Here is a 21,249-nt window from a genome sequence, read left to right on the forward strand (position 1 = left end):
CACTGCCGGTCTTACAGACCGACGTGCCGCCTGGGTTCCAGCCCGCGCTGGCGCACCAGCTGCCTCACCTCCTGGCACCGGCAGCCACGGTAGGTGCACAGCAGGCCCTCAGGGGTCTGGGCCAGGAACCTGACCGTGGTATCGACCAGCGCGCGCACGCGATAAAGGCGCAGTTCGGACGTGCCCACCCGCACCTCCCGGTACTGCCCTTCCAGCTCCTGGGCGAGATTCTCGAAGTCGGCGGAACAGTTCGGAAAGGCGGTGGGCAGCACGCCCTGCGGCGTGTGCACATACCGCGTGAGGAGCGGCATGCCGGCCAGATGCTCGCCGTAATGGATGGAGGTGTTGCTGCCATGATCCACGCCGATCAGCAGGGCAAAGCCGTCCAGGTCGTAGAGCGCGCCCACCGGACGGTAAGGACTGTCGAGCGACTGCGCCGCCGTGATCGCGGCCGCCTGCTCGCCGATGGCGATGAAGCTCAGGGTGGGATGGGAAGAGCGCTGCGCGCTGGCCCGCTCCACCATCTCCTGAGGAACACGGCCGATGTCGCGGCTCACCCGCATATCCCGGTGGAACCGCGCCGAGGACAACGAGGTGGGGCGGGTCATCAGGGTGGAGTACGTGAAGGCAGGCGCCATGAGGGTGGCCGTCCGGCCCAGCAGCGCATCGACGGCGCCGCGTGCGCCGCCGTCGAGCGTGCCGAAGGATTTCAGGCTGGCGTGAACCATCACGTGCTGTGTTCCGTCGAGCCCCAATTCCGTCAGGCCCCGTTCCAGATCGGCGGGCGTGACGGCAGGCTTCCGCAGCAGGTTCAGCACGCTTCCAAGTGTACAGTTCATGCGTCCAGGGACGGCAATCAGAATCACTGGCCCGCTCAAACGACGGGCGGGCCGCTCCAACCGAGCGGCCCGCCTACAGGGTGGAATTACTTGACGAACAGCATCTGGCGGTAGGTGGGCAGCGGCCAGTGCTGCTCGGCCACGACTTTCTCCAGCTTGTCGGCCGCCTTGCGGACGTCCAGCATGGCGGGCAGCACGTGGTCACGCATGTGGTGCGCTTTTTCGTGTACCTCCTCGCCACCTTCCGCCGCGTTCTGCGTGGTCAGGGCCTGGATGGCGTCGTACAGCTCGTCAGCGGCCGCGCTGACCTCGCCAGCCACGCCCTTGGCGGCGCGCGAGTTGCCGGCCGCCTGCAGGTCGCCCAGGTACTTCACGGCGGCAGGGAGGATCATCGTGCGGGCCATGTACTCGGTGGTCTCGCCCTCGATGTTCACCGTCTTGAAGTAGATGTCGTACATGATTTCCTGGCGGGCGGCCAGTTCCCGGCCCGACAGCACACCGAACTTCTCGAACAGGGCCTTGTTCTTGTCATCGCTCAGGTGCTCGATGGCGTCGAGCGACGTCCGCAGGTTCAGCAGCTTGCGGGTGTGTTCGGCTTCCTGGTGCCAGTCTTCGGAGTAGCCGTCGCCGTTGAACACGATGCGCTTGTGGGCGCTGTAGGTGCTCTTCACGAGGTCGGCCACGGCGGCGTTCAGGTCGGCTCCACCGTCCAGCTTGGCTTTCAGTTCCGCCGTCAGTGCCGTCACAGCGTCCGCGACGATGATGTTCAGCACCGTGATCGGGAAGGAGATGCTCTGCGAGCTGCCCGCCGCCCGGAATTCGAACTTGTTCCCGGTGAAGGCGAACGGGCTGGTGCGGTTGCGGTCGCCCGCGTGACGGGGCAGCGGGGGCAGGATACTGGTGCCCAGGCCCAGCAGTCCGGCCTCGGCGCCACGTCCACCCTGGCCGCTTTCCAGACGGTCGAAGATCTCGGTGAGTTCGCTGCCCAGGAAGATCGAGAGGATCGCGGGCGGGGCCTCGTTCGCGCCGAGACGGTGGTCGTTGCTGGCACTCGCCACGCTGATGCGCAGCAAGTCCTGATGCTCGTCTACGGCCTTGATCACGGCCGAGCAGAAGAACAGGAACTGCATGTTCTCATGGGGGGTGTCGCCGGGTTCCAGCAGGTTCTCACCGGCATTGGTGGCCATGCTCCAGTTGCAGTGCTTGCCGCTGCCGTTCACGCCCGCGAATGGCTTCTCATGCAGCAGCGCGACCAGGCCGTACTTGCGGGCGGTGTTGCGCAGGATCTGCATGATCAGCTGCTGGTGATCGGCGGCGACATTGCTGTCTTCGTAGATGGGCGCGATCTCGAATTGGCCGGGAGCGACCTCGTTGTGACGCGTCTTGACCGGAATGCCCAGGGCGTACATCTGCGTTTCGGCGTCGGTCATGAAGCTCAGCACGCGATCCGGGATGGCCCCGAAGTAATGGTCTTCGAGTTCCTGTCCGCGCGGGGGCTGCGCACCGAACAGCGTGCGGCCAGTCATGACCAGATCCGGTCGGCGGTAGAAGTACTCCTCGGCAATCAGGAAGTACTCCTGCTCGGCGCCCAGGCTGCTGCCCACGCGGGTTCCCTCGCTGGCGCCGAACAGGGTCAGGGCGGGCGTCACGGCCTTGTTCAGCGCCTCCACGGAGCGCAGCAGTGGCGTCTTGGTGTCGAGGGCCTCGCCGGTCCAGCTGGCGAAGGCGGTCGGGATCGACAGGGTCGCTCCGTTGGCATGGCGCATGATGAACGCCGGACTGCTGGCGTCCCAGGCCGTGTAGCCGCGCGCTTCGAAGGTGGCGCGCAGACCGCCGGATGGGAACGAGCTGGCATCGGGTTCGGCCTGGATGAGTTCCTTGCCGCTGAAGCTGGCGATCGCGCTGCCCTCGGCCGTCGGAGACAGGAACGAGTCGTGCTTCTCGGCGGTGGCGCCGGTCAGCGGGTGGAACCAGTGGGTGTAATGCGTGGCACCCTTCTCCATGGCCCAGGTCTTCATGGCGAGGGCGACGGTATCGGCGATGCTCGGGTCGAGGGTCGCGCCGCGTTCCAGCGTCGCCTGGAGGCTCTTGTAGACCGGCTTACTGAGGCGGGTCTTGAGCTGTTCGAGGGTCAGGACGTCGCTCGCGTATACGTCGGCTACCACGTCATGCGGGCTGGAGAGCTGGTTTGCGTCGGTGCGCCAGTTGCGCGCGGCAGAGATCACGTCGAAATCATGGTTCATGTGGCTCCCTTGATCAGGCCTGGCCTTCACGCGGCCCTGCGGCATCCCTGACTTCTCACCGCGGGAAGGTGTCCTGACACTGCCAGCGAGTATAGGAGTTCACAATCGGGGGGGTCAACGCATTCCCCTGCACAAGCTGCGCCTATAGGTAGGATGTGTCCGGCTATAGCAGTCGGATCGTGCGAAATGTCAGACACTCAATGTCAGGTTCAACGGATATCCACATACAAAGTGCAGATCATCACCCAAGCGTCGGTGACGGCGACTGCGCCCGAGCCACTCAACTCGGAACGGCATAATCAGGACTGCTGAGTCCATGTTTCACCCTGCGCCATCGTTCAGGATGCGTGGCAGGCCCCGGAGGTTGCCTTCACCATGAGTCCCCACAGAAGTCCACACGGCGAGAGCCCGACCCCCCCTACCCGCGACAGTGTGCTGGCCGAACTGCAACAGGGCGAGGTGAAATTCCTGCGCCTGCAGTTCACGGACATCCTGGGCACCACCAAGAACGTCGAGGTGCCCAAATCGCAGTTCTTCAAGGCCCTGAACGGAGACGTGACCTTCGACGGCAGCGCGGTCGAAGGATTCACGCGCGTCGAGGAATCCGACATGCTACTGCGCCCCGATCTCAGCACCTTCCTGATCTATCCGCAGTTCTCGCGCGAGGAGGGGGGCGGCCGAGTGGCCCGGTTGATCTGCGACGTGGCCCTGCCCGACGGCACGCCATTCACGGGCGACCCCCGCTATGTCCTCAAACAGCAGATCGAACGAGCGCAGGCCCTGGGCTTCGAGATGTTCGTGGGAACGGAACCCGAGTTCTTCCTGTTCGAGCGCACGGCGACCGGCGTGGGCAGCACGGTCACCCACGACAAGGCCGGGTACTTTGACCTCGCGCCGATTGATAAGGGTGAACGGATCCGCCGCGAAATCGCCAACAAGCTGGTCGAGATGGGCTTCGAGATCGAGGCCGCGCACCATGAAGTGGCGCCGGGCCAGCACGAGATCGACTTCCGCTACGCTCCGGCCCTCGAGACGGCAGACCGGATCGCGACCTTCAAATTCGTGGTCAAGCGGGTCGCGCTGGAGTACGGCCTGCTGGCCAGTTTCCTGCCCAAACCCGTACCCGGTGTGAACGGCAGCGGCATGCACTGCCACCTGAGTCTGTTCCGGGGCGGCGTGAATGCCTTCGCAGACCCAGCGCGCGAGTATGGCCTGTCCCAGACCGCCGAGAGGTTTATCGCGGGGCTGCTCGATCATGCCCAGGCCCTCACGGCCATCACGAATCCGCTCGTGAACAGCTACAAGCGGCTGGTACCGGGCTTCGAGGCGCCGGTGAATATCGCGTGGAGCACCAGCAACCGGTCAGCGCTGATCCGCATTCCGGCCAAGCGGGGTAACTCGACACGGGCAGAAGTGCGCATGCCGGATCCGAGCTGCAACCCCTATCTGGCCCTGGCCGTGATGCTGGCCGCTGGTCTGGACGGCATCGAGAACGAGATGGAGCCGCCGCCGGCCATTCAGCGCAACATCTTCAAGATGACGGTGCGCGAAAAACGGCACCACCGGGTGAAGGAGCTGCCCACCGATCTCCGGGAAGCCGTGGATGAACTGCAGAAGGATGAGGTGATCGCCCGCGCACTGGGGGAGCACGTGCTCGATCATTTCGTCGCGGCGAAGCTGGCCGAGTGGCGTGAGTACTCCACGACCGTCCACCCCTGGGAGCTGGATCGGTACCTGGATCTGATCTGAACGTATGAAGCACTCTGGAAGGAGGTTGTGCCCTTTGGCCTGTGTAGGTTCACGTGCGCAGGGAGCCGCTGACATCCGGGCAGGGCAAGGCGGCGTCCTCCTGCATTCGCAGAACTGCTCCGGTCGGCTGGAGAATATGGGTCGCTTCAATCAGGTCAGCCTCTAGATCCACTGTGGAGGGCCCCGTGATGGGCCTTGCGTCAGTCATCCGGAATAGTTCACACTCACCCGAGTCCACAGGAAGGCAAGAGCCAAAAATTGCGCGTAGGTATATTCTCAGAGCAATACTTGTGGCAACTTCCAGAAGAGGGCGACCTATCGTTTCAAAGCGTTTATGAGCTGCGCATTGACATCAAATCAAGACCGTGGCTAGAATTGCGCCATCACCACACCGCACTCCAGCCAGATGGCTGGCGCTGCACCCGTACCCGGAGGATCCATGAAGAAAACCGCCCTGAGCCTCACCGTCCTGGCCGCCCTTGCCCTCGGCACCGCCGGCGCGCAGACCACCCTCCGCATCGCCTCGCTGAGCCCGCTGTCCGGCGGCCAGAGCGACCTCGGCACCCAGATCCGCAACGGCACGCAGCTGGCCGTGAATGAATACAAGGCCCAGTTCAAGAAGCTGGGCTTCGACCTGGAACTCGTTCCCTACGACGATCAGGCCGACCCGGCCACCGGCACCGCCGCCGCCCGCAAGATCGCCGCAGACCGTCAGATCCTCGCTGTGGTCGGCACGTTGAACTCCGGCGTGGCCATCCCCTCCAGCGCCGCGCTACAGGCCAGCCATGTGGCCATGGTCAGCCCTGCCAACACCGCCAACCAGGTCACGGATCGCGGCCTGCCCAACATGAACCGCATCGTCGCCCGTGACGACGCCCAGGGCGGCGCCGGCGCGAACTTCCTGTCCGGCACCCTGAAGGCCAAGAAGGTCTACGTCCTGAACGACAAGACCGCCTACGGCGAAGGTCTGGCCGGCGAGGTCGAGAAGGCCCTGAAGGCCAAGTCCGTGACCGTCGTGGCCAACGAAGGCACCGAGGAAAAGAGCGACTTTTCCAGCATCATCGCCAAGATCAAGTTGCAGAACCCCGACGCCGTGTACTTCGGCGGTATTTACAACCAGGTCGGCGTGTTCATCAAGCAGCTGCGTGAAGCCGGCGTGACGACCCCTGTGGTCGGCGGCGACGGCCTGGACAGCACCGAGCTCGCCACCATCGCCGGTGCGGGCGCCACAAACATCTACTACACGACCGTCGCCGCGCCCATCGAAGCGCTGCCGGCCGCCAAGGTGTTCGCCACCAGCTACCAGAAGACCTTCAACGACACCGCCCAGGGCTTCGGCGCCTTCGGCTACGACGCCGCCAAGGTCGTGCTGCAGGGCGTGCTGAACGCCATCCGCTCGAACGGCAACAAGCTCCCCAGCCGCACGCAGGTCGAGACCGCGATCCGCAAGGGCAACTTCACGGGCCTGCTGTCCGGGGCCGTGAGCTTCAACTCGGTCGGTGACCGCCGCGCCGCGACCATGTACGTCATGAACGTCAAGGACGGCAAGTACAAGCTGGAAACCAGCATCAACGTCAAACCCGTCAAGCAGTAAGGTCAGGGGCTTCGAACGTGGGGCCGGGCAGCGCGCCCGGCCCCTGTTGTATGCCAGGACTGGGAACAGGCACCGGGGCGCAGGTACGGGCCTACCAATTCCACCCGTCGTGTGTAAGTGTTGTTCATCGCCTTACGGTCGCACCCGCCGAATTCCTGAACTGCCGGGCTCTCGTACGAGGATCATGAGCAGTCGTAGTCGAAAGGAGTTGAATTCTTTGGATCTCGCCACTTTGTTGCCGTTCCTGGTGAACGTGATCGTCGGCGGTCTGGTGCTGGGCGCGGTGTACGCCATCATCGCGCTCGGATACACCATGGTGTACGGCGTTCTGCAGCTCATCAATTTCGCCCACTCCGAGGTGTTTATCACCGGCGCGGTCGTGGGCTTCGAAGTGTTCCGCGTGCTGAAGGACTCGCCGCTGGACGGCTACCTGAAGCTCCTGATCGCCCTGCTGGCGGCCATGTTGATTTCCGGGGCACTGAACGTGGTCATCGAGCGCCTCGCATACCGGCCGCTGCGCAACGCGCCGAAGCTCGTACCGCTGATCACGGCGATCGGCGTGTCGCTGATCCTGCAAGACGTCTTGCGCGTGATCGAGGGTTTCCAGGGCCGCTTTGACCTGACCTATACCCTGCCAGGGGCCTTCACCACCAAGTTCTGCGCGGCGGCCAGTTCCTGCGCGCCTGTGGGGACGTTCCTGCGGAATATCGGGATCGACCTGCAGCTCAAGGATGTGGTGCTGCTGATCGTCTCGGGCATCAGCCTGGCTGTCCTGAACTATCTGGTGAACCACACCCGCCTGGGCACCGCCATCCGCGCCGTGGCGCAGGATCGCGTGACCGCTGGCCTGATGGGCATCGACAGCAACCGCATGATCGCGGCTACCTTCGCCATCGGCGGCGCGCTCGGCGGGATCAGCGGCGTGCTGTTCGGCATGAAGTTCGGTACCGTGAACGCCTATTCGGGATTCGATCCGGGCATCGTGGCCTTCACGGCAGCCGTGTTGGGCGGCATCGGGAGCATTCCTGGAGCCGTACTCGGCGGCCTGACGCTGGGCGTGATCCAGAACCTGATCGGCGTCACCAACGTGCTGGGTTCCGTGGTCGGCAGTGCCAACCTGGGCGCCATTGACGCCAGTTACCAGCGAATCGGCGCGTTCATCGTGCTGGTGCTGATCCTGATCTTCAAACCCACCGGGCTGCTCGGCAAGAGCAACGTGGAGAAAGTATGACCGCCACGCTGACCAAGGCGCCGCCCCGCGATCCGGTTCAGCCGGACCGGACGTGGCTGTTGCTGATCTTCTTCGTGATCACCAGCGCCGTCATCCTGATCTCGCACAACGGCGAGATGCTGCCCCGCTTGGGTTCCCTGGGCACTCTGCTCAAGAAACCGATCGTCGAAGCGTTCATGGTCAGTCTGTTCCTGGCCAATATCCTGTTCGCCTACCTGTGGCGGGCCGCTCCCTGGGCGAAACTGCTGGTGGGTATCGGCAGCCTGATCTTCGTCCTGCCCTTCGCCGGGAAGGAAGATGCCAGCCTGCTCGACCTGAGCATCAGCATCATGATCTTCGCGGCGCTGGCGCTGGGCCTGAACATCGTGGTAGGCCTGGCCGGCCTGCTCGACCTGGGGTACATCGCCTTCTTCGCCGTGGGCGCGTACACCTGGGGGATCGTGGCCAGCCCGCGTCTTGGCGAGGTGCTGAAGTATTACGGTGGGCACGCTGGGGCCGCCGCCACGCCGACCCTGGCCTTCGGGGTGGTGCTCTTGCTGATCGGTGGCGCGCTGTTCACGTACCTGCGCCGCCCAGGGAACACCTCCAGAACCGACAGCACGAGTTTCCTCCAGGCAGGGGCCCTGGTCGTTGCAGCCTTCCTCGCCATGCTGGCGGGCCGGGCAATCTTCACCCAGGGGGACACGCGCTGGAGCATGCCGGTCATCTGGCTGGGCGTGATCATCCTGCTGCTGCCGCTGCTGGCCATGGGCATCCAGCGGCTGCGTGGGCACAACGTGCTGGGCGGACTCCACAATTACAAGCAGTTCCTGACGGGCCTGCTGGCGGTGATGGGCGTGATCCTGGTGGTTCGCTCGATTGTCGTCATGAACGCCCTGAAGGCCGACGGTCTGGCCACGGGCATCAATCCCGGGTTCTTCTGGCTGTTCCTGGCGCTGAGCATCATGGCCGCCGCCACGGTGGGCGTGCTGATCGGCCTGCCCGTCCTGAAGCTCAAGGGTGATTACCTGGCGATCATCACCCTGGGCCTGGGGGAAGTGATCCGGGTGCTGGCGAACAACCTGGGACTGTACACGGGCGGTTCGCAGGGCATCAACGGCATCAAGAGCGCGCCGGTGCCGTGGTTCGACAAGCTGGCCGGGCTGGTGGGCTTCACAGACGACCAGTTCTATCTGGTGTTCCTGTACTTCGTGGTGATCGCCATGATCGGCATCATCCTGACGGTGAACATCCGCCTGGACAAGAGCCGGATCGGCCGGGCGTGGATCGCCATCCGCGACGACGAGATTGCGGCGCAGGCGATGGGTGTGCCGCTGATGCAGACCAAGCTGATCGCCTTCGCCACCGGCGCCAGTTTCGCCGGGGTGATGGGCATGATCTTCGCCGCGAAGCAGCAGTTCATCGACCCCACCAGTTTCATCCTCACGCAGAGCATCGGGGTGCTGAGCATGGTCATCCTGGGCGGCATGGGTTCGTTCCCCGGCGTGATCCTGGGCGCGACCGTGGTCACGCTGCTGAACCTGCGGATTCTGCCCGGTCTGGGCGAACAGGCGGCGAACGTCTCGTGGATTCCGCAGCAGGTGAACCCCGGCCAGCTTCAGCGCCTGATCTTCGGCGTGATCCTGGTGACCATGATGCTGCTGCGGCCAGAAGGCCTGTTGCCCAGCCGGCGGCGCACGCTGGAACTGCACCACGAGGGGAACCAGGAGGACGACTCGGGCCACGGCAGCGGCGGAGGCCTGAATGCCGGGCCGGTCGAGGTGCTCAGTCCCGGACTGGCGCCCGCCGCCGAGGGTGAACGCAGCGGGGGCGCCAAATGACGGGCGGCAATATCCTCGACGTCCAGCACGTCACCAAGCAGTTCGGTGGCCTGACTGCTGTGAACGACGTGACCATGACCGTTCCAGATCGCAGCATCGTGTCGGTAATCGGGCCGAACGGAGCGGGCAAGACCACCTTCTTCAACATGATCACCGGGATCTACACGCCGACCAGCGGCTCCATCCAGCTGGCCGGACGGGAACTAGTGGGCCTGCGCCCGGATCAGGTGACCGAGGCGGGCATCGCGCGCACCTTCCAGAACATCCGCCTGTTCTCCACCATGAGCAGCGAGGAGAACATCATGGTGGGCCGGCACTCGCGCCTGAAGAGCGGCTTCGTGGACGCCGTGCTGCGCACGAAGAAGTTCCACGACTCCGAACAGGAGGCCAGGGACGCGGCGCGGATCATGCTGGACTTCGTGGGACTGGGCAAGTGGCGCCAGGAATTGGCCACCAACCTGCCCTACGGCGACCAGCGCAAGCTGGAGATCGCCCGCGCGCTGGCCACCACGCCCAAGTTGATCCTGCTGGACGAACCGGCCGCCGGCATGAATCCCCGCGAGACCGAGGACCTCAAGGCGCTGATCCGCCGCATCCGGGACGAGCTGGGCGTGACGGTGTGCCTGATCGAGCACGACATGCGCCTCGTCATGACCCTGTCGGAGTACATCACAGTGCTGGATTACGGCAGCAAGATCAGCGAGGGCCTGCCGCATCAGGTTCGCAACGACCCGCGCGTGATGGAAGCGTACCTGGGCCGTGGCGCGGCGGCCGGCGAGTACGGGAAGGAGGAGCGACCGAATGCCTGATCCCGTGAACCTTGCACCCAAGTCTGCCGGTGCGCCCATGCTGGAACTGAACGACATCCACACTTATTACGGACACATCCACGCACTCAAGGGCATCTCGCTGACCGTCAACGAGGGCGAGATCGTGGCCCTGATCGGCGGCAACGGGGCGGGCAAGACCACGACGCTGCGCACCATCAGCGGCATGATGAAGCCCCGCACGGGCGCGCTGACATACAAGGGCCAGACCATCGCGGGCATTCCCGCCCACCACATCATGCAGCTGGGGATTTCCCACGTGCCGGAGGGCCGCCGGATCTTCCCGCAGCTCTCGGTGCGCGAGAACCTGGATGTGGGCGCGTACACCGTGACGGACCGGCCCACGGTCGAGCAGCGCGTACAGGAGGGGTTCGGGTACTTCCCGCGCCTGAAGGAACGCGAGCACCAGCTGGGCGGCACCATGTCCGGCGGTGAGCAGCAGATGCTGGCCATCGCCCGCGCGCTGATGGTCGCGCCGAAACTGCTGCTGCTGGACGAGCCCTCGATGGGACTGTCGCCGTTGTTCGTGGAGGCGATCTTCGACATCATCGAGAAGCTGAACCGCGAACATGGCACCACCGTCCTGCTGGTCGAGCAGAACGCGAACATGGCCCTGCAGATCGCACACCGCGCATATGTGATGCAGACCGGGGAAATCCGCCTGTCGGGCAAGGCCTCGGATATCGCGCAGGACGAGAGCGTCCGCAAGGCGTACCTGGGCGACGAGTAAGCCGTGCGCTGAGCCGGGCCGCTCCCACTCGGGACGCGGCCCGGTTGCCGTTGTGACAGTGGCTGTCGCGACTTGAGGGTACGGTGAAGCATGCGTGCCCTGCTCTCCTCCGCCCTGCTGCTGGCCGTCCTGACTGCGTGCGTTCCAGCGCCGATGGCGTTCGACCCGTCCTTCCAGCCACGTCCGGACGCCTTCGGGCCGAACAACGCGAACACCGAGTGGTGGTACGCCTCGGGCGTGCTGCCGGACTCCGGGCTGGCCTTCCACTGGGCGCAGTTCAAGGTGAACTACCGTGGCACGCCGTACTACACCTCGCATGTGGCCGTGACAGATCTGCGGGGGAACACCGTGACTTTCGTGGAGAACAGCGTGCAGACAGCCAGGTTCGCGTTCCCACCCCTGAGATTGTCGCAGGGAGACTGGACGTTGAGCCAGCAGGGGTCGACCTACCACCTGTCGGCCGGGCCACTGAACCTGACCATGACGCCCACCAGGGCGCCGGTGGTTCACCCGCCCGGCTATTCGGGCACGCCGGAGGTGGGGAGGATGTACTACCAGAGCATCACCCGGCTGGCGGTCGGCGGCACGGTCACGGTGGCCGGGCAGCCGCGCGAGGCGAGGGGCACGGTGTGGTTTGACCACCAGTGGGGCGACCAGACGCCGGGCCGCGCGGCCCTGTGGGACTGGTACGGCCTGCACCTCTCGGACGGCTCCGATCTGATGCTCTACCGGGTGCGGGATACCGGTGGCAGGGTCGTGCAGGTGGCGGGTTCGCGGATCGGCGCGGACGGCGTGGCGCGGGCCGTGCCCGACCTGACCATGACACCGGGCCGGACATGGGCGAGCCCGAGCGGACGCACGTATACGCTGGAGTGGACGATCAGCGCGCCTTCCCTGACCCTGACGATGCGGCCGTTCCGAGATGACCAGGAGCTGCTGAGCAAAACCACGGCCATCGCCTACTGGGAAGGCCCGGTGCGCGGCTCCGGCACCGCCGACGGGCAGCCAGTGACGGCCGAGGGGATGGGCGAATTCATCGGTGGGGTGTTGACCCGCGCGGAGAACCCGGCCCTTCCTGTGGGCCGCTGGACGATGGGCAAAGATCAGGGACACCTAGGGCAGGTCGGACACTCTGTGACCACGGACACGCCGCTTAACCCGCAATAAACTTGACATGACCACGCTCAAGTTCCAGAATAGGGACAGCTGTATGTCCGTCCTCTTCCCTGCCCTGGAGGCCCAGTTTGAATCCCGAACGCTTCACCGAAGCCAGCGCCCAGGCCGTCGCCGCTGCGCAGCAGCTCGCGCAGGCCAGTGGCCAACAGAACCTCACCATCTACCACATTCTGCGTACCCTGCTCGACAACGACACGGCCTCGCGCGCCATCACCGCCGCCGGCGGTGACCTGCACTCCGCCCGCACAGCCCTGGACGCCGAACTCGCCAAGCTTCCGCGCGTGCAGGGTGGCGTGGATCAGCTGTACCTCGACCCGGCCCTCAACCGCGCGTTCCAGAAGGCCGACACCCTTGCAGGACAGCTCGGCGACGCCTTCGTGGCGGCCGACACGCTGCTGCTGGCGCTGCGCGGCGAGTACCGGGGCAAGGGCCTGCCCAGCGAGAGCGACCTGAACCGCGCCGTCAATGAGGGGCGCAAAGGAAAGACCGTGAAGAACAAATCCGCCGAAGGCCAGTTCGACGCCCTGAACAAATACGGCACGGACCTCACCCAGCGCGCCCGGGACGGCAAATTTGACCCCGTGATCGGTCGCGACGAGGAGATCCGCCGCGCCATGCAGATCCTGCTGCGGCGCACCAAGAACAACCCGGTGCTGATCGGGGAGCCCGGCGTGGGCAAGACGGCGATCGCGGAAGGACTCGCCAGCCGCATCGTGAGCGGCGACGTGCCCGAGGGCCTGAAGGACAAGCGCATCGTGTCGCTGGAAATGGGCAGCCTGCTGGCGGGCGCCAAGTACCGGGGTGAGTTCGAGGAGCGCCTCAAGGGCGTGATCGACGACGTGCTCGCGTCGGCCGGCGAGATCATCCTGTTCGTGGACGAGCTGCACACCATCGTCGGGGCCGGCAAGACCGAGGGCAGCCCGGACGCCGGGAACATGCTCAAGCCCGCCCTAGCCCGCGGCGAACTCCACCTGATCGGCGCGACCACCCTGGACGAGTACCGTGAGATCGAGAAGGACTCGGCGCTGGAACGCCGCTTCCAGCCGGTGTTTGTGGACGAACCCAGCGTGGAGGACACCATCAGCATCCTGCGCGGCATCAAGGACCGTTATCAGGTGCACCACAACGTCGAGATCACGGATCCGGCGCTGGTCGCCGCCGCGCAGCTCTCCAACCGCTACATCACGGACCGTCAGCTGCCCGACAAGGCCATTGACCTGATCGACGAGTCCGCCGCGCGGCTGCGGATGGTGCTGGAATCCAGCCCCGAGCGCGTGGATCAGCTCGAACGCCGCAAGCTCCAGCTGGAGATCGAACGCGAGGCCCTGAAGCGTGAGAAGGATCAGGACTCGCTGGCCCGCCTGAGCGACCTTGAGGACGCCCTGAAGAAGGTCTCGGACGAGCTGGGCGACGTCCGGTCGCGCTGGCAGGCCGAGCAGGGCGAGGTGCACGCCCTGAAGGCGAAGCGCGATGCCCTGGATCAGATGCGCACCGACATCGAGCGGGCCAAGCGCGACTACGACCTGCAACGCGCCGCCGAGCTGGAATACGGCAAGCTGCCGGCGCTGGAGAAGGAGGTCAGCGACCTCACCGCGAAGCTCAAGGGCGCGGAATTCGCCCACACCCAGGTGACCGAGGAGGACGTGGCCGCTGTGGTAAGTCGCTGGACTGGCATTCCCGCGAGCAAACTGATGGAGGGCGAGCGCGAGAAGCTGCTGCGCCTGGAAGAGGGCCTGCACGCCCGCGTGATCGGGCAGGATCGCGCCATCGTGAGCGTGTCGGACGCCATCCGCCGGGCGCGGGCCGGGCTGAACGACCCGAACCGCCCGCTGGGCAGCTTCATGTTCCTGGGGCCGACTGGGGTGGGCAAGACCGAGCTGGCCAAGGCGCTCGCGGAGTTCCTGTTCGACTCGCAGGACGCCATGATCCGCTTGGACATGAGCGAGTACATGGAGAAGCACACCGTGGCCCGCCTGATCGGGGCGCCTCCCGGCTACGTGGGTTACGAGGAGGGTGGCCAGCTGACCGAGGCCGTGCGCCGCCGGCCCTACTCCGTCCTGCTGCTGGACGAGATCGAGAAGGCCCACCCGGACGTGTTCAACGTGCTCCTGCAGGTGCTCGACGATGGCCGCCTGACAGACGGCCAGGGCCGCACGGTCGATTTCCGCAACACGCTGATCATCCTGACCAGCAACATCGGCAGCCCGCTGATCCTGGAAATGCAGCACCGGGGCGACGAGCCGGACGAGATCCGTGACGCCGTCCTGGGCGAACTCCAGGGCCACTTCCGCCCCGAGTTCCTGAACCGCGTGGACGACATCATCGTGTTCGACGCACTGACCGAGGCCGACCTGACCCGCATCGTGGAGATCCAGCTGGGCAGCCTGCGCAAGAGACTGGCCGAGCGCCGAGTGACGCTGCACCTCAGCGACGCCGCGAAGGCCCGCCTGGCCGCCATCGGCTACGACCCAGCCTTCGGTGCCCGGCCCCTGAAGCGCGCCATCTCCCGCGAGATCGAGACGCCGCTGGCCCGCGAGATCCTGCAGGGGCACGTGCCGGACTCCAGCACCCTGAACGTCGATTACGACGGCTCGCACTTCCAGTTCGGCACGGCCGTCCTGAACTGAGCGCCGCCGTCACCGAACCCGCTCCCTCATCGGGGCGGGTTTTTGTTCATTGTGTGCCCGCGTGTCCCCGGCACAGGCACGCCCACGCGCCGGCCGGCCAGGATTAGGCTCAGGGCATGACGGTACCGCCGGTCTCCCCGGCCCACCCACACACGGACGCCCGGCCGGACACGGAGCCGACGCCGACCACCCTGCTGAGGGTTTTTATCGGCGTGGCCCTCTCTGGCATCGGCGGTGGCCTGCCCGCCCACGCCCGCCGGGCCATGACCACCCGCCGCTGGCTGACCGACACGCAGTTCGCGGAAACGTACACGCTGGCGCAGCTCACGCCCGGCCCGAATGCCGTGAACCTCGCCGCGATGATCGGCGCGCGGCTGTGCGGCCCTCCGGGCGCGTTCATGGCGGTCATGGGCATCCTAGTGCCCGGTCTGACCACCATGCTCGCCGCCGCCGCCCTCACGCTCAGCGGCGGGACGGCCCTGCCACCAGTCGTGCAGAGCGGACTGCGCGGGGCCGCCTGTGCCGCGCTGGCGGTCATGGTAAGCGCCGTGATTCCCGTCGTGAAGGTCGGCCTAGGTGTCCGGGGCGGCCTGGTGCTGGCAGGGCTGACATTCGTGGGGCTGGGCGTGCTGCGGCTCAACCTGCTTCCCGTCTTCGCCTTCCTGGTCGGTGCCGGCCTGATCCTCAACCGGCCCCGCCGGACGCCGCCCCCACAGGACGACCCCCATGTCTGAACCCGGCGCGTGGCCCCTGTTCCTGGAGTTCGCCCGGCTGGGGCTGATTTCCTTCGGCGGCACCAATATCGCGGAGATGGAACGCGTGCTGGTCGGGGAGCACCACTGGATCACGGCGGCAACCCTCGCCAACGGCTTCGCCCTCGGGCAGCTGATGCCCGGCCCGAACATGCTGGCGGTCACCTATTACGGCTTCGCCGCCGCCAGACTGAGCGGCGCCCTGGCCGCCACCCTGGGCTTCTACGGCCCCACAGCCCTCCTCAGCGCCGCCGCCGCCCTGGTGTGGCGGCGCTTCAGCACCCACCCGTGGCTGGTCGCCTTCCGCGACGCCCTCCTCCCCTTCGGAGCAGGCGTGCTACTGGCCGGGGTACTCGTGCTCGGCCGAACTAGCATCCATTCCTGGGCCGGAGCGGCCATCGCCCTGCTGGCCTTCGTGATCCTCTGGCGTTCTAAGGTGAACTCGGTAATTGTTGTCATCGGCGCGGCGATTCTCGGAGCGCTGCTAGGGTTGTAGCGCGAGCTCATACCCCTACCGCTCCGCGGAATGGTGGAGTCCCTCTACGTTCCCGCCGTCTGCCATACCTGCCCGACCGCTTCCTCGACGCTTTTCACGCCTGCATGCCCTGATAATCCAGGGGGGACGACCAGCCGCGTGTACCCAGCCCGTCCGGCTTCCTCCGCGCGACGTTGGGAGGCCTGAGTGGAGCGCACCTCGCCGGCCAGACCGACCTCGCCGAACACGGCCACGTTGCCGGGGAGGGCTCGGCCCACGACAGCCGAGTACACGGCCAGGGCAATGGCCAGATCCAGTCCCGGGTCAAGCACCTTCAGGCCGCCGGCGAGGTTCACGTAGATGTCCAGGCCGCCCAGGGTGAGGTCGAGGCGGCGTTCCAGTACGGCCAGCACCACGTCCACGCGGCGTGGATCGAGCCCCACGACGACCCGCCGGGCATTCGGATAAGGGGTCTTGCTGGCGAGGGCCTGGACTTCGAGGAGCATGGGGCGTTGACCGTCCACGGTGGCGGCGACGACGCTGCCGGGCACGCCGACCGGACGCTCGGCCAGGAAGGCCTCGGATGGGTTCTCGACGGCGATCAGGCCCTCGCCGCGCATTTCAAACACGCCGAGTTCACCGGCCTGCCCGAAGCGGTTCTTGACGCTGCGGAGCAGCCGGAACGCGCCGACCGTCTCGAGGAACACGGTGGTATCGACGATATGTTCCATGACCTTCGGCCCGGCGACGGTCCCGTCTTTCGTGACGTGACCAACGAGCACCGTGGCCGTGCCGGTTTCCTTGGCAGCGCGGGTGAGCATCGACGTCCCGTCGCGCACCTGGGCCACGCCGCCGGGAGCACCCTCGCCCTCGACCGTGACGGTCTGGATGGAGTCGACGATGCACAGCGCGGGCCGGTGCTCCTGCATGAGTCCGGCGATGTGCTCGGCGCGGGTGTCGCGCGTGAGCTGAATCTCGGCGGTCACGCCCAGCCGGTCGGCCCGCAGCCGGATCTGCTCCAGCGACTCCTCGCCGGCCACGTACAGCACCGTGCCGCCCGCACGGGCCACCCGGTCGGCGACCTGCAGCAGCAGCGTGCTCTTGCCGATGCCCGGCTCCCCACCGATCAGGGTGACGCCGCCCGCCACCAGTCCGCCGCCCAGCACCCGGTCGAGTTCCAGGATGCCGCTGGAGGTCCGTGGTTCCTCGCGCCGGCCCACCCCGGACAGCGGCGTGAGTTTCCCGCCGGTGATCCCCCCGTAGGCCCCGCCACGCGCCTTCGGGGCGACGGCCGACGGCATGTCCTCCTCGAAGGAGTTCCACGCCTGGCAGTTCGGGCAGCGGCCCAGCGGCTTGCTGGCCTGGTAGCCACAACTGGTACAGACGTACTTCGCGGCGACTTTAGCCACGGGCCCCCGGACGGCCGTCGGCGCGCCAGTACACGCCGTCGGCGGTGGCGAGGTAATCGCCCTCCACGAGTTCGCGCAGCAACAGGGTCGGGTCGTCCACGGTGCTGTGGTCGGCGAGGATCTGGTCCACCTGCCCCTGGTCGTAGGACACGCCGGGATCGAACAGCCCCGTCAGGTAATCCAGGATCGCCAGTTGGTGGGCACGGCGGCGGTCACTGGGCCAGCCCGTGATGCGCCCGTGTTCGTCCTGGAATGCGGCAATACTTTTCGTCATGGTCGCATGCTACCTGCCTGTGGCGTGCGCGCAGGTTGTGCCGGGCACAAAGTCCGCCGGCGGATACACTCCGCACGTGGCCGTCCACTGGTTTGCCTGTCCGCGTATGGTCGCCGTGTGCTTGATCCTGTCGGGCATCGGCGCGGCAACTCCTCCGCTTCCCACCTTGGCTCCGACGTGTGGCAAGTCGCCGACTGTCGACCTCACGCCGTCCGTGCTGCCTCCGGTGGTCACGGGGCGGGTGGCCTTCTATGCCGCCGAGTACGATCCCGCCAGCCTGCGGGTTCTCCGGAGCATGGGCCTGGGCCGCCTGAATGAGGTGCAGCCCATCGCCAGCACCTACAAGTCCCTAGTGGTCGAGGCGGCGCTCAGGGACGTCGACTCCGGTCGGTTGAGGTTGACCACGCTGTTCACCACCACGGCCGCCACCCGCAGCATCGAGGCGTATCCACCCGGCACCAACACCCTGGCCTTCCTGGCGAAACGCGCGATCCTCCAGAGCGACAACACGGCGGGCGACCTCCTCCAGCGAGCCGTCGGCACGCAGCGCCTGGCGCGCTCAATCCGGGATCGAAGTCCGTGTACGACGGTGCTTCTCACGGGCAAGGCGACGTGGGCCGCGCAGGGCGACCTGCAGGGCGCCGTCCTGAATGGCGATCTGCTGGCTGGGGCCCAGCAATACGCCGCCCTGCCCTTCGAGGAGCGCCTGGCCGTCGCCACGCGACTGAACGCGAACGCGATGACCTTTACCGGGCCGGAGGTCGAGCGGGCCATCGACTCGTATTTCCGTGGCCCGCTGTACGACGCGCGCATCGACCTCGCGTTCCAGCACACGAGTACAGCGAAGGCGTACGCCGACCTGACCGCGCGGGTCTACGGAGGGAACAACCTGAAGCCCGCGACCCGGCGCGTCCTGCGTACCTTGCTGGATCAGGGGTGCTGCCGCCCGAACACCCCAACCCTGAAGGCCACGTACTGGGGCGCGAAGGCCGGAAGTGGCTGGCGGCTGCTCACGTTGACTGGACGGGTCGAGACACCGGGCGGCCGCATCTTCGCCTATGCCTACCTGAACGACGGCAGCGATACCCTGGAATCCGAGGATATGGAAGCACAGATTCCGGCGGTGGTCGCGTGGGTCGAGCGGAACCTGCTGGTGCTGGCGCAGAACTGAACGGGCAAAGGCGGGGATTGCTCCCCGCCCTCCACTGAAACTCCCTGTGCCCTTACGCCAGGATCTGGGGTGGGGCGGGCATGCTGCGCTCGAACTGGATCCCTCCATCGCTCAGCACCACGCGGACTTCCTCGCCATCGTTGCCGATGAGCTCCATGGCCAGCGGATCCTCGATCTCCTCGCGCACCAGGGTGCGGAGTTGGCGGGAACTGCCGACCGCGTGTTTGGCGCTGCGGGCCTTGAGCTTGCCGACCAGCCACGACGCGATGGCGGGGTCGAAGGTCACGGTCAGCTCTCGGCTGGCGAGTTCCTCGCGCATCTCACCCATGAGCTGCTGCGCGACGCGGACAAGTTCTTCCTCACCCAGCGCCTTGAAGCGAATGACCTCGTCCAGGCGATCCAGGAATTCCGGGGTGAAGATATGCCGCAGCGGCTGGTTGTTGTCGGGCGTGACCGGGCTGAAGCCCACGGTGGGGTTCACGTTGAAGCCGGTGTTGCTGGTCATGATCAGGATCGTGCGGCGGAAGTCCACGGTGCGGCCCAGGCCGTCGGTCAGGCGGCCGTCGTCGAGGACTTGCAGGAAAGTGTTGTACACGTCCGGGTGGGCTTTCTCAATCTCGTCGAGCAGGATCACACTGAAGGGCTGGCGCCGCACGGCCTCGGTGAGGCGGCCGCCCTGCTCAAAGCCCACGTAGCCGGGGGGCGACCCAATCAGCTTGCTGACCGAGTGGCTTTCCTGGAATTCGCTCATGTCCACGCGGATCAGGGCGCGTTCGCTGCCGAACAGGCTGCGCGCGAGGGCCTTGGCCAGGTGCGTCTTGCCCACGCCGCTGGGGCCGACGAACAGGAAGCTCGCGGCCACGCGGGTGCGACCGCCCAGGCCCACGCGCGCGCGGCGCAGGGCGCTGGACAGGGCCTTGATGGCGTCCGGCTGGCCATACACCTGATCCTGGAGGTTCTGCTCCAGATCGGCGAGTTGCGTGGCCGTCTCCTCGGAGTAGATGCCGCCCATGGAGTTGATGACGGCCTCCATGTCCTCGCGGGTCACGACGGGTTCGCCGTCCTCGTTCTCCTGCACGGGCAGGCCGACGCTCATGTTCAGCCGGACGCGGCTGGCGGCCTCGTCGATCAGGTCGATGGCCTTGTCGGGGAAATTGCGTCCCGGCAGGCTGCGCTCGCCGATGCGGACGGCGAGCTCGATGGCGCTGTCCGGGATCTGCACGCCGTGGTGCTCCTCGTACTTGGGGCGCAGGCCGCGCAGGATCTGGATGGTCTCGGCGGGGCTGGGCTCCAGCACGATGACCGGCTGGAAGCGGCGTTCCAGTGCGGCGTCCTTCTCGATGTAGCGGTGGTACTCGCCGGTGGTGGTCGCGCCGATCACCTGGATTTCCCCACGGCTCAGCGCCGGCTTGAGGATGTTCGCGGCGTCCAGGGTGCCCTCGGCACCGCCCGCTCCGACCAGCGTGTGCAGCTCGTCGATGAAGGCCATGACCTTGGCGTTCCTGAGTTCCTCGATGATTTGACGCAGGCGTTCCTCGAACTCGCCCCGGTACTTGGTGCCGGCGACGACGCCGCTCAGATCGAGACTGACGAGGCGCATGCCGTGCAGGTTCGGCGGCGTGCGCTTCTCGTGGATGGCCAGGGCCAGCCCCTCGACGATGGCCGTCTTGCCCACACCTGGATCGCCGATCAGCACGGGATTGTTCTTGGTGCGGCGGGTCAGGATCTGCGTGACGCGGCGGATTTCCTCGCTGCGGCCGATCACCGGATCGAGGCGACCCTCACGTGCCCACTTGGTCAGATCGCGGCCGTACTCGTCGAGGAACGGCGTGGCGACCGGCTTGGCCGGCTTGCTGCTCGTGCCGTCGCCCTGTGCCAGGATGCGCCAGCGGATGGTGTCCACGTCCTTGGTGAGTTCCTGGAGAATCCGGAAGGCCACGCCGTCACCCTCGCGGATGATGCCCAGCAGGATGTGCTCGGTCGAGGTGACCTGCGCGCCCAGGCTGCGGGCCTCGGCGGACGCCAGTTCCATGACCCGGCGGGCGCGCGGCGTGATGCTCGGCGCGTCGTTCAGGCGGTTGCCCTCGCCCCGGCCGATGATCTCTTCGACCCGGCGGCGCAGGCCGTCCAGGCTTGCGCCGAACTCGGTCAGGATGGTCGCGGCGGTGCCGCCCTCACGCATCAGCCCCAGCAGGAGGTGCTCGGGGCCGACCATGGCGTGCCCCAGGCGGTTGCCCTCCTCACGGGCGTAGTGGAATACCAGTCGGGCGCGGTCGTCGTATCTGTTCATGGGGAACCCCCGGTGGAGGGAGCGCGGTGGGGAGCGCAGGGC

Annotated in this window: 16 protein-coding genes; 11 read left to right on the forward strand and 5 right to left on the reverse strand. The window is 66.5% G+C overall.

The window, feature by feature from the left end; genetic code table 11:
- Nucleotides 1–11: 11 nt before the first annotated feature.
- Together E7T09_RS04855 and E7T09_RS04860 are read right to left on the reverse strand one after the other, a co-directional pair.
- The gene (locus E7T09_RS04855) at nucleotides 12–818 is read right to left on the reverse strand and encodes an AAC(3) family N-acetyltransferase (protein ID WP_136387975.1); all 807 of its coding nucleotides are present in this window, start codon (nucleotides 816–818) and stop codon (nucleotides 12–14) included.
- Nucleotides 819–925: 107 nt separating this feature from the next.
- Complete coding sequence (locus E7T09_RS04860) at nucleotides 926–3,082, reverse strand: glutamine synthetase III (protein WP_136387976.1); 2,157 nt, start codon at nucleotides 3,080–3,082, stop codon at nucleotides 926–928.
- Nucleotides 3,083–3,457: 375 nt separating this feature from the next.
- Here E7T09_RS04860 and glnA point away from each other — a divergent pair, with 375 nt between their 5' ends.
- From glnA to E7T09_RS04910, 10 genes are all read left to right on the forward strand, one after another.
- The gene (glnA, locus tag E7T09_RS04865) at nucleotides 3,458–4,831 is read left to right on the forward strand and encodes a type I glutamate--ammonia ligase (protein ID WP_136387977.1); all 1,374 of its coding nucleotides are present in this window, start codon (nucleotides 3,458–3,460) and stop codon (nucleotides 4,829–4,831) included.
- A gap of 439 nt (nucleotides 4,832–5,270) precedes the next feature.
- Nucleotides 5,271–6,425, forward strand: a complete 1,155-nt coding sequence (locus tag E7T09_RS04870; protein WP_136387978.1) for a branched-chain amino acid ABC transporter substrate-binding protein — start codon at nucleotides 5,271–5,273, stop codon at nucleotides 6,423–6,425.
- A gap of 217 nt (nucleotides 6,426–6,642) precedes the next feature.
- On the forward strand, nucleotides 6,643–7,656 hold the full coding sequence (locus E7T09_RS04875; protein ID WP_136387979.1) for a branched-chain amino acid ABC transporter permease: 1,014 nt from the start codon (nucleotides 6,643–6,645) through the stop codon (nucleotides 7,654–7,656).
- Nucleotides 7,653–9,476 carry a branched-chain amino acid ABC transporter permease gene (locus tag E7T09_RS04880; protein ID WP_240741611.1) on the forward strand — a complete coding sequence of 608 codons (1,824 nt, stop codon included), beginning with the start codon at nucleotides 7,653–7,655 and terminating at the stop codon, nucleotides 9,474–9,476. The genes E7T09_RS04875 and E7T09_RS04880 overlap by 4 nt, the downstream gene beginning before the upstream one ends.
- Nucleotides 9,473–10,285 (forward strand): ABC transporter ATP-binding protein, encoded by an 813-nt coding sequence (locus E7T09_RS04885; protein WP_136387980.1) that lies wholly within the window; start codon nucleotides 9,473–9,475, stop codon nucleotides 10,283–10,285. The genes E7T09_RS04880 and E7T09_RS04885 overlap by 4 nt, the downstream gene beginning before the upstream one ends.
- Nucleotides 10,278–11,033 (forward strand): ABC transporter ATP-binding protein, encoded by a 756-nt coding sequence (locus tag E7T09_RS04890; RefSeq protein ID WP_240741612.1) that lies wholly within the window; start codon nucleotides 10,278–10,280, stop codon nucleotides 11,031–11,033. The genes E7T09_RS04885 and E7T09_RS04890 overlap by 8 nt, the downstream gene beginning before the upstream one ends.
- Before the next feature lie 90 nt (nucleotides 11,034–11,123).
- Nucleotides 11,124–12,200 carry a lipocalin family protein gene (locus E7T09_RS04895; RefSeq protein ID WP_136387981.1) on the forward strand — a complete coding sequence of 359 codons (1,077 nt, stop codon included), beginning with the start codon at nucleotides 11,124–11,126 and terminating at the stop codon, nucleotides 12,198–12,200.
- A 77-nt stretch (nucleotides 12,201–12,277) separates the two neighbouring features.
- Nucleotides 12,278–14,836, forward strand: a complete 2,559-nt coding sequence (gene clpB / locus E7T09_RS04900; protein WP_136387982.1) for an ATP-dependent chaperone ClpB — start codon at nucleotides 12,278–12,280, stop codon at nucleotides 14,834–14,836.
- A gap of 116 nt (nucleotides 14,837–14,952) precedes the next feature.
- Nucleotides 14,953–15,570: a chromate transporter gene (locus tag E7T09_RS04905; protein ID WP_136387983.1), complete on the forward strand. Its 618-nt coding sequence runs from the start codon at nucleotides 14,953–14,955 to the stop codon at nucleotides 15,568–15,570.
- Nucleotides 15,563–16,084 (forward strand): chromate transporter, encoded by a 522-nt coding sequence (locus tag E7T09_RS04910; protein ID WP_136387984.1) that lies wholly within the window; start codon nucleotides 15,563–15,565, stop codon nucleotides 16,082–16,084. The genes E7T09_RS04905 and E7T09_RS04910 overlap by 8 nt, the downstream gene beginning before the upstream one ends.
- A gap of 44 nt (nucleotides 16,085–16,128) precedes the next feature.
- Here the strand turns inward: E7T09_RS04910 and radA are convergent, their stop codons facing one another.
- Nucleotides 16,129–17,472, reverse strand: a complete 1,344-nt coding sequence (radA, locus tag E7T09_RS04915; protein ID WP_136387985.1) for a DNA repair protein RadA — start codon at nucleotides 17,470–17,472, stop codon at nucleotides 16,129–16,131.
- Nucleotides 17,465–17,746, reverse strand: a complete 282-nt coding sequence (locus tag E7T09_RS04920; RefSeq protein WP_136387986.1) for a DUF2087 domain-containing protein — start codon at nucleotides 17,744–17,746, stop codon at nucleotides 17,465–17,467. The genes radA and E7T09_RS04920 overlap by 8 nt, the downstream gene beginning before the upstream one ends.
- A 76-nt stretch (nucleotides 17,747–17,822) precedes the next feature.
- Here E7T09_RS04920 and E7T09_RS04925 point away from each other — a divergent pair, with 76 nt between their 5' ends.
- On the forward strand, nucleotides 17,823–18,917 hold the full coding sequence (locus tag E7T09_RS04925) for a serine hydrolase (RefSeq protein WP_240741613.1): 1,095 nt from the start codon (nucleotides 17,823–17,825) through the stop codon (nucleotides 18,915–18,917).
- Nucleotides 18,918–18,969: 52 nt separating this feature from the next.
- Here E7T09_RS04925 and E7T09_RS04930 read toward each other — a convergent pair whose 3' ends face one another.
- On the reverse strand, nucleotides 18,970–21,207 hold the full coding sequence (locus E7T09_RS04930) for an ATP-dependent Clp protease ATP-binding subunit (RefSeq protein ID WP_136387987.1): 2,238 nt from the start codon (nucleotides 21,205–21,207) through the stop codon (nucleotides 18,970–18,972).
- Nucleotides 21,208–21,249: the final 42 nt, after the last annotated feature.

The organism is Deinococcus sp. KSM4-11, assembly GCF_004801415.1.
GTDB lineage: Bacteria > Deinococcota > Deinococci > Deinococcales > Deinococcaceae > Deinococcus.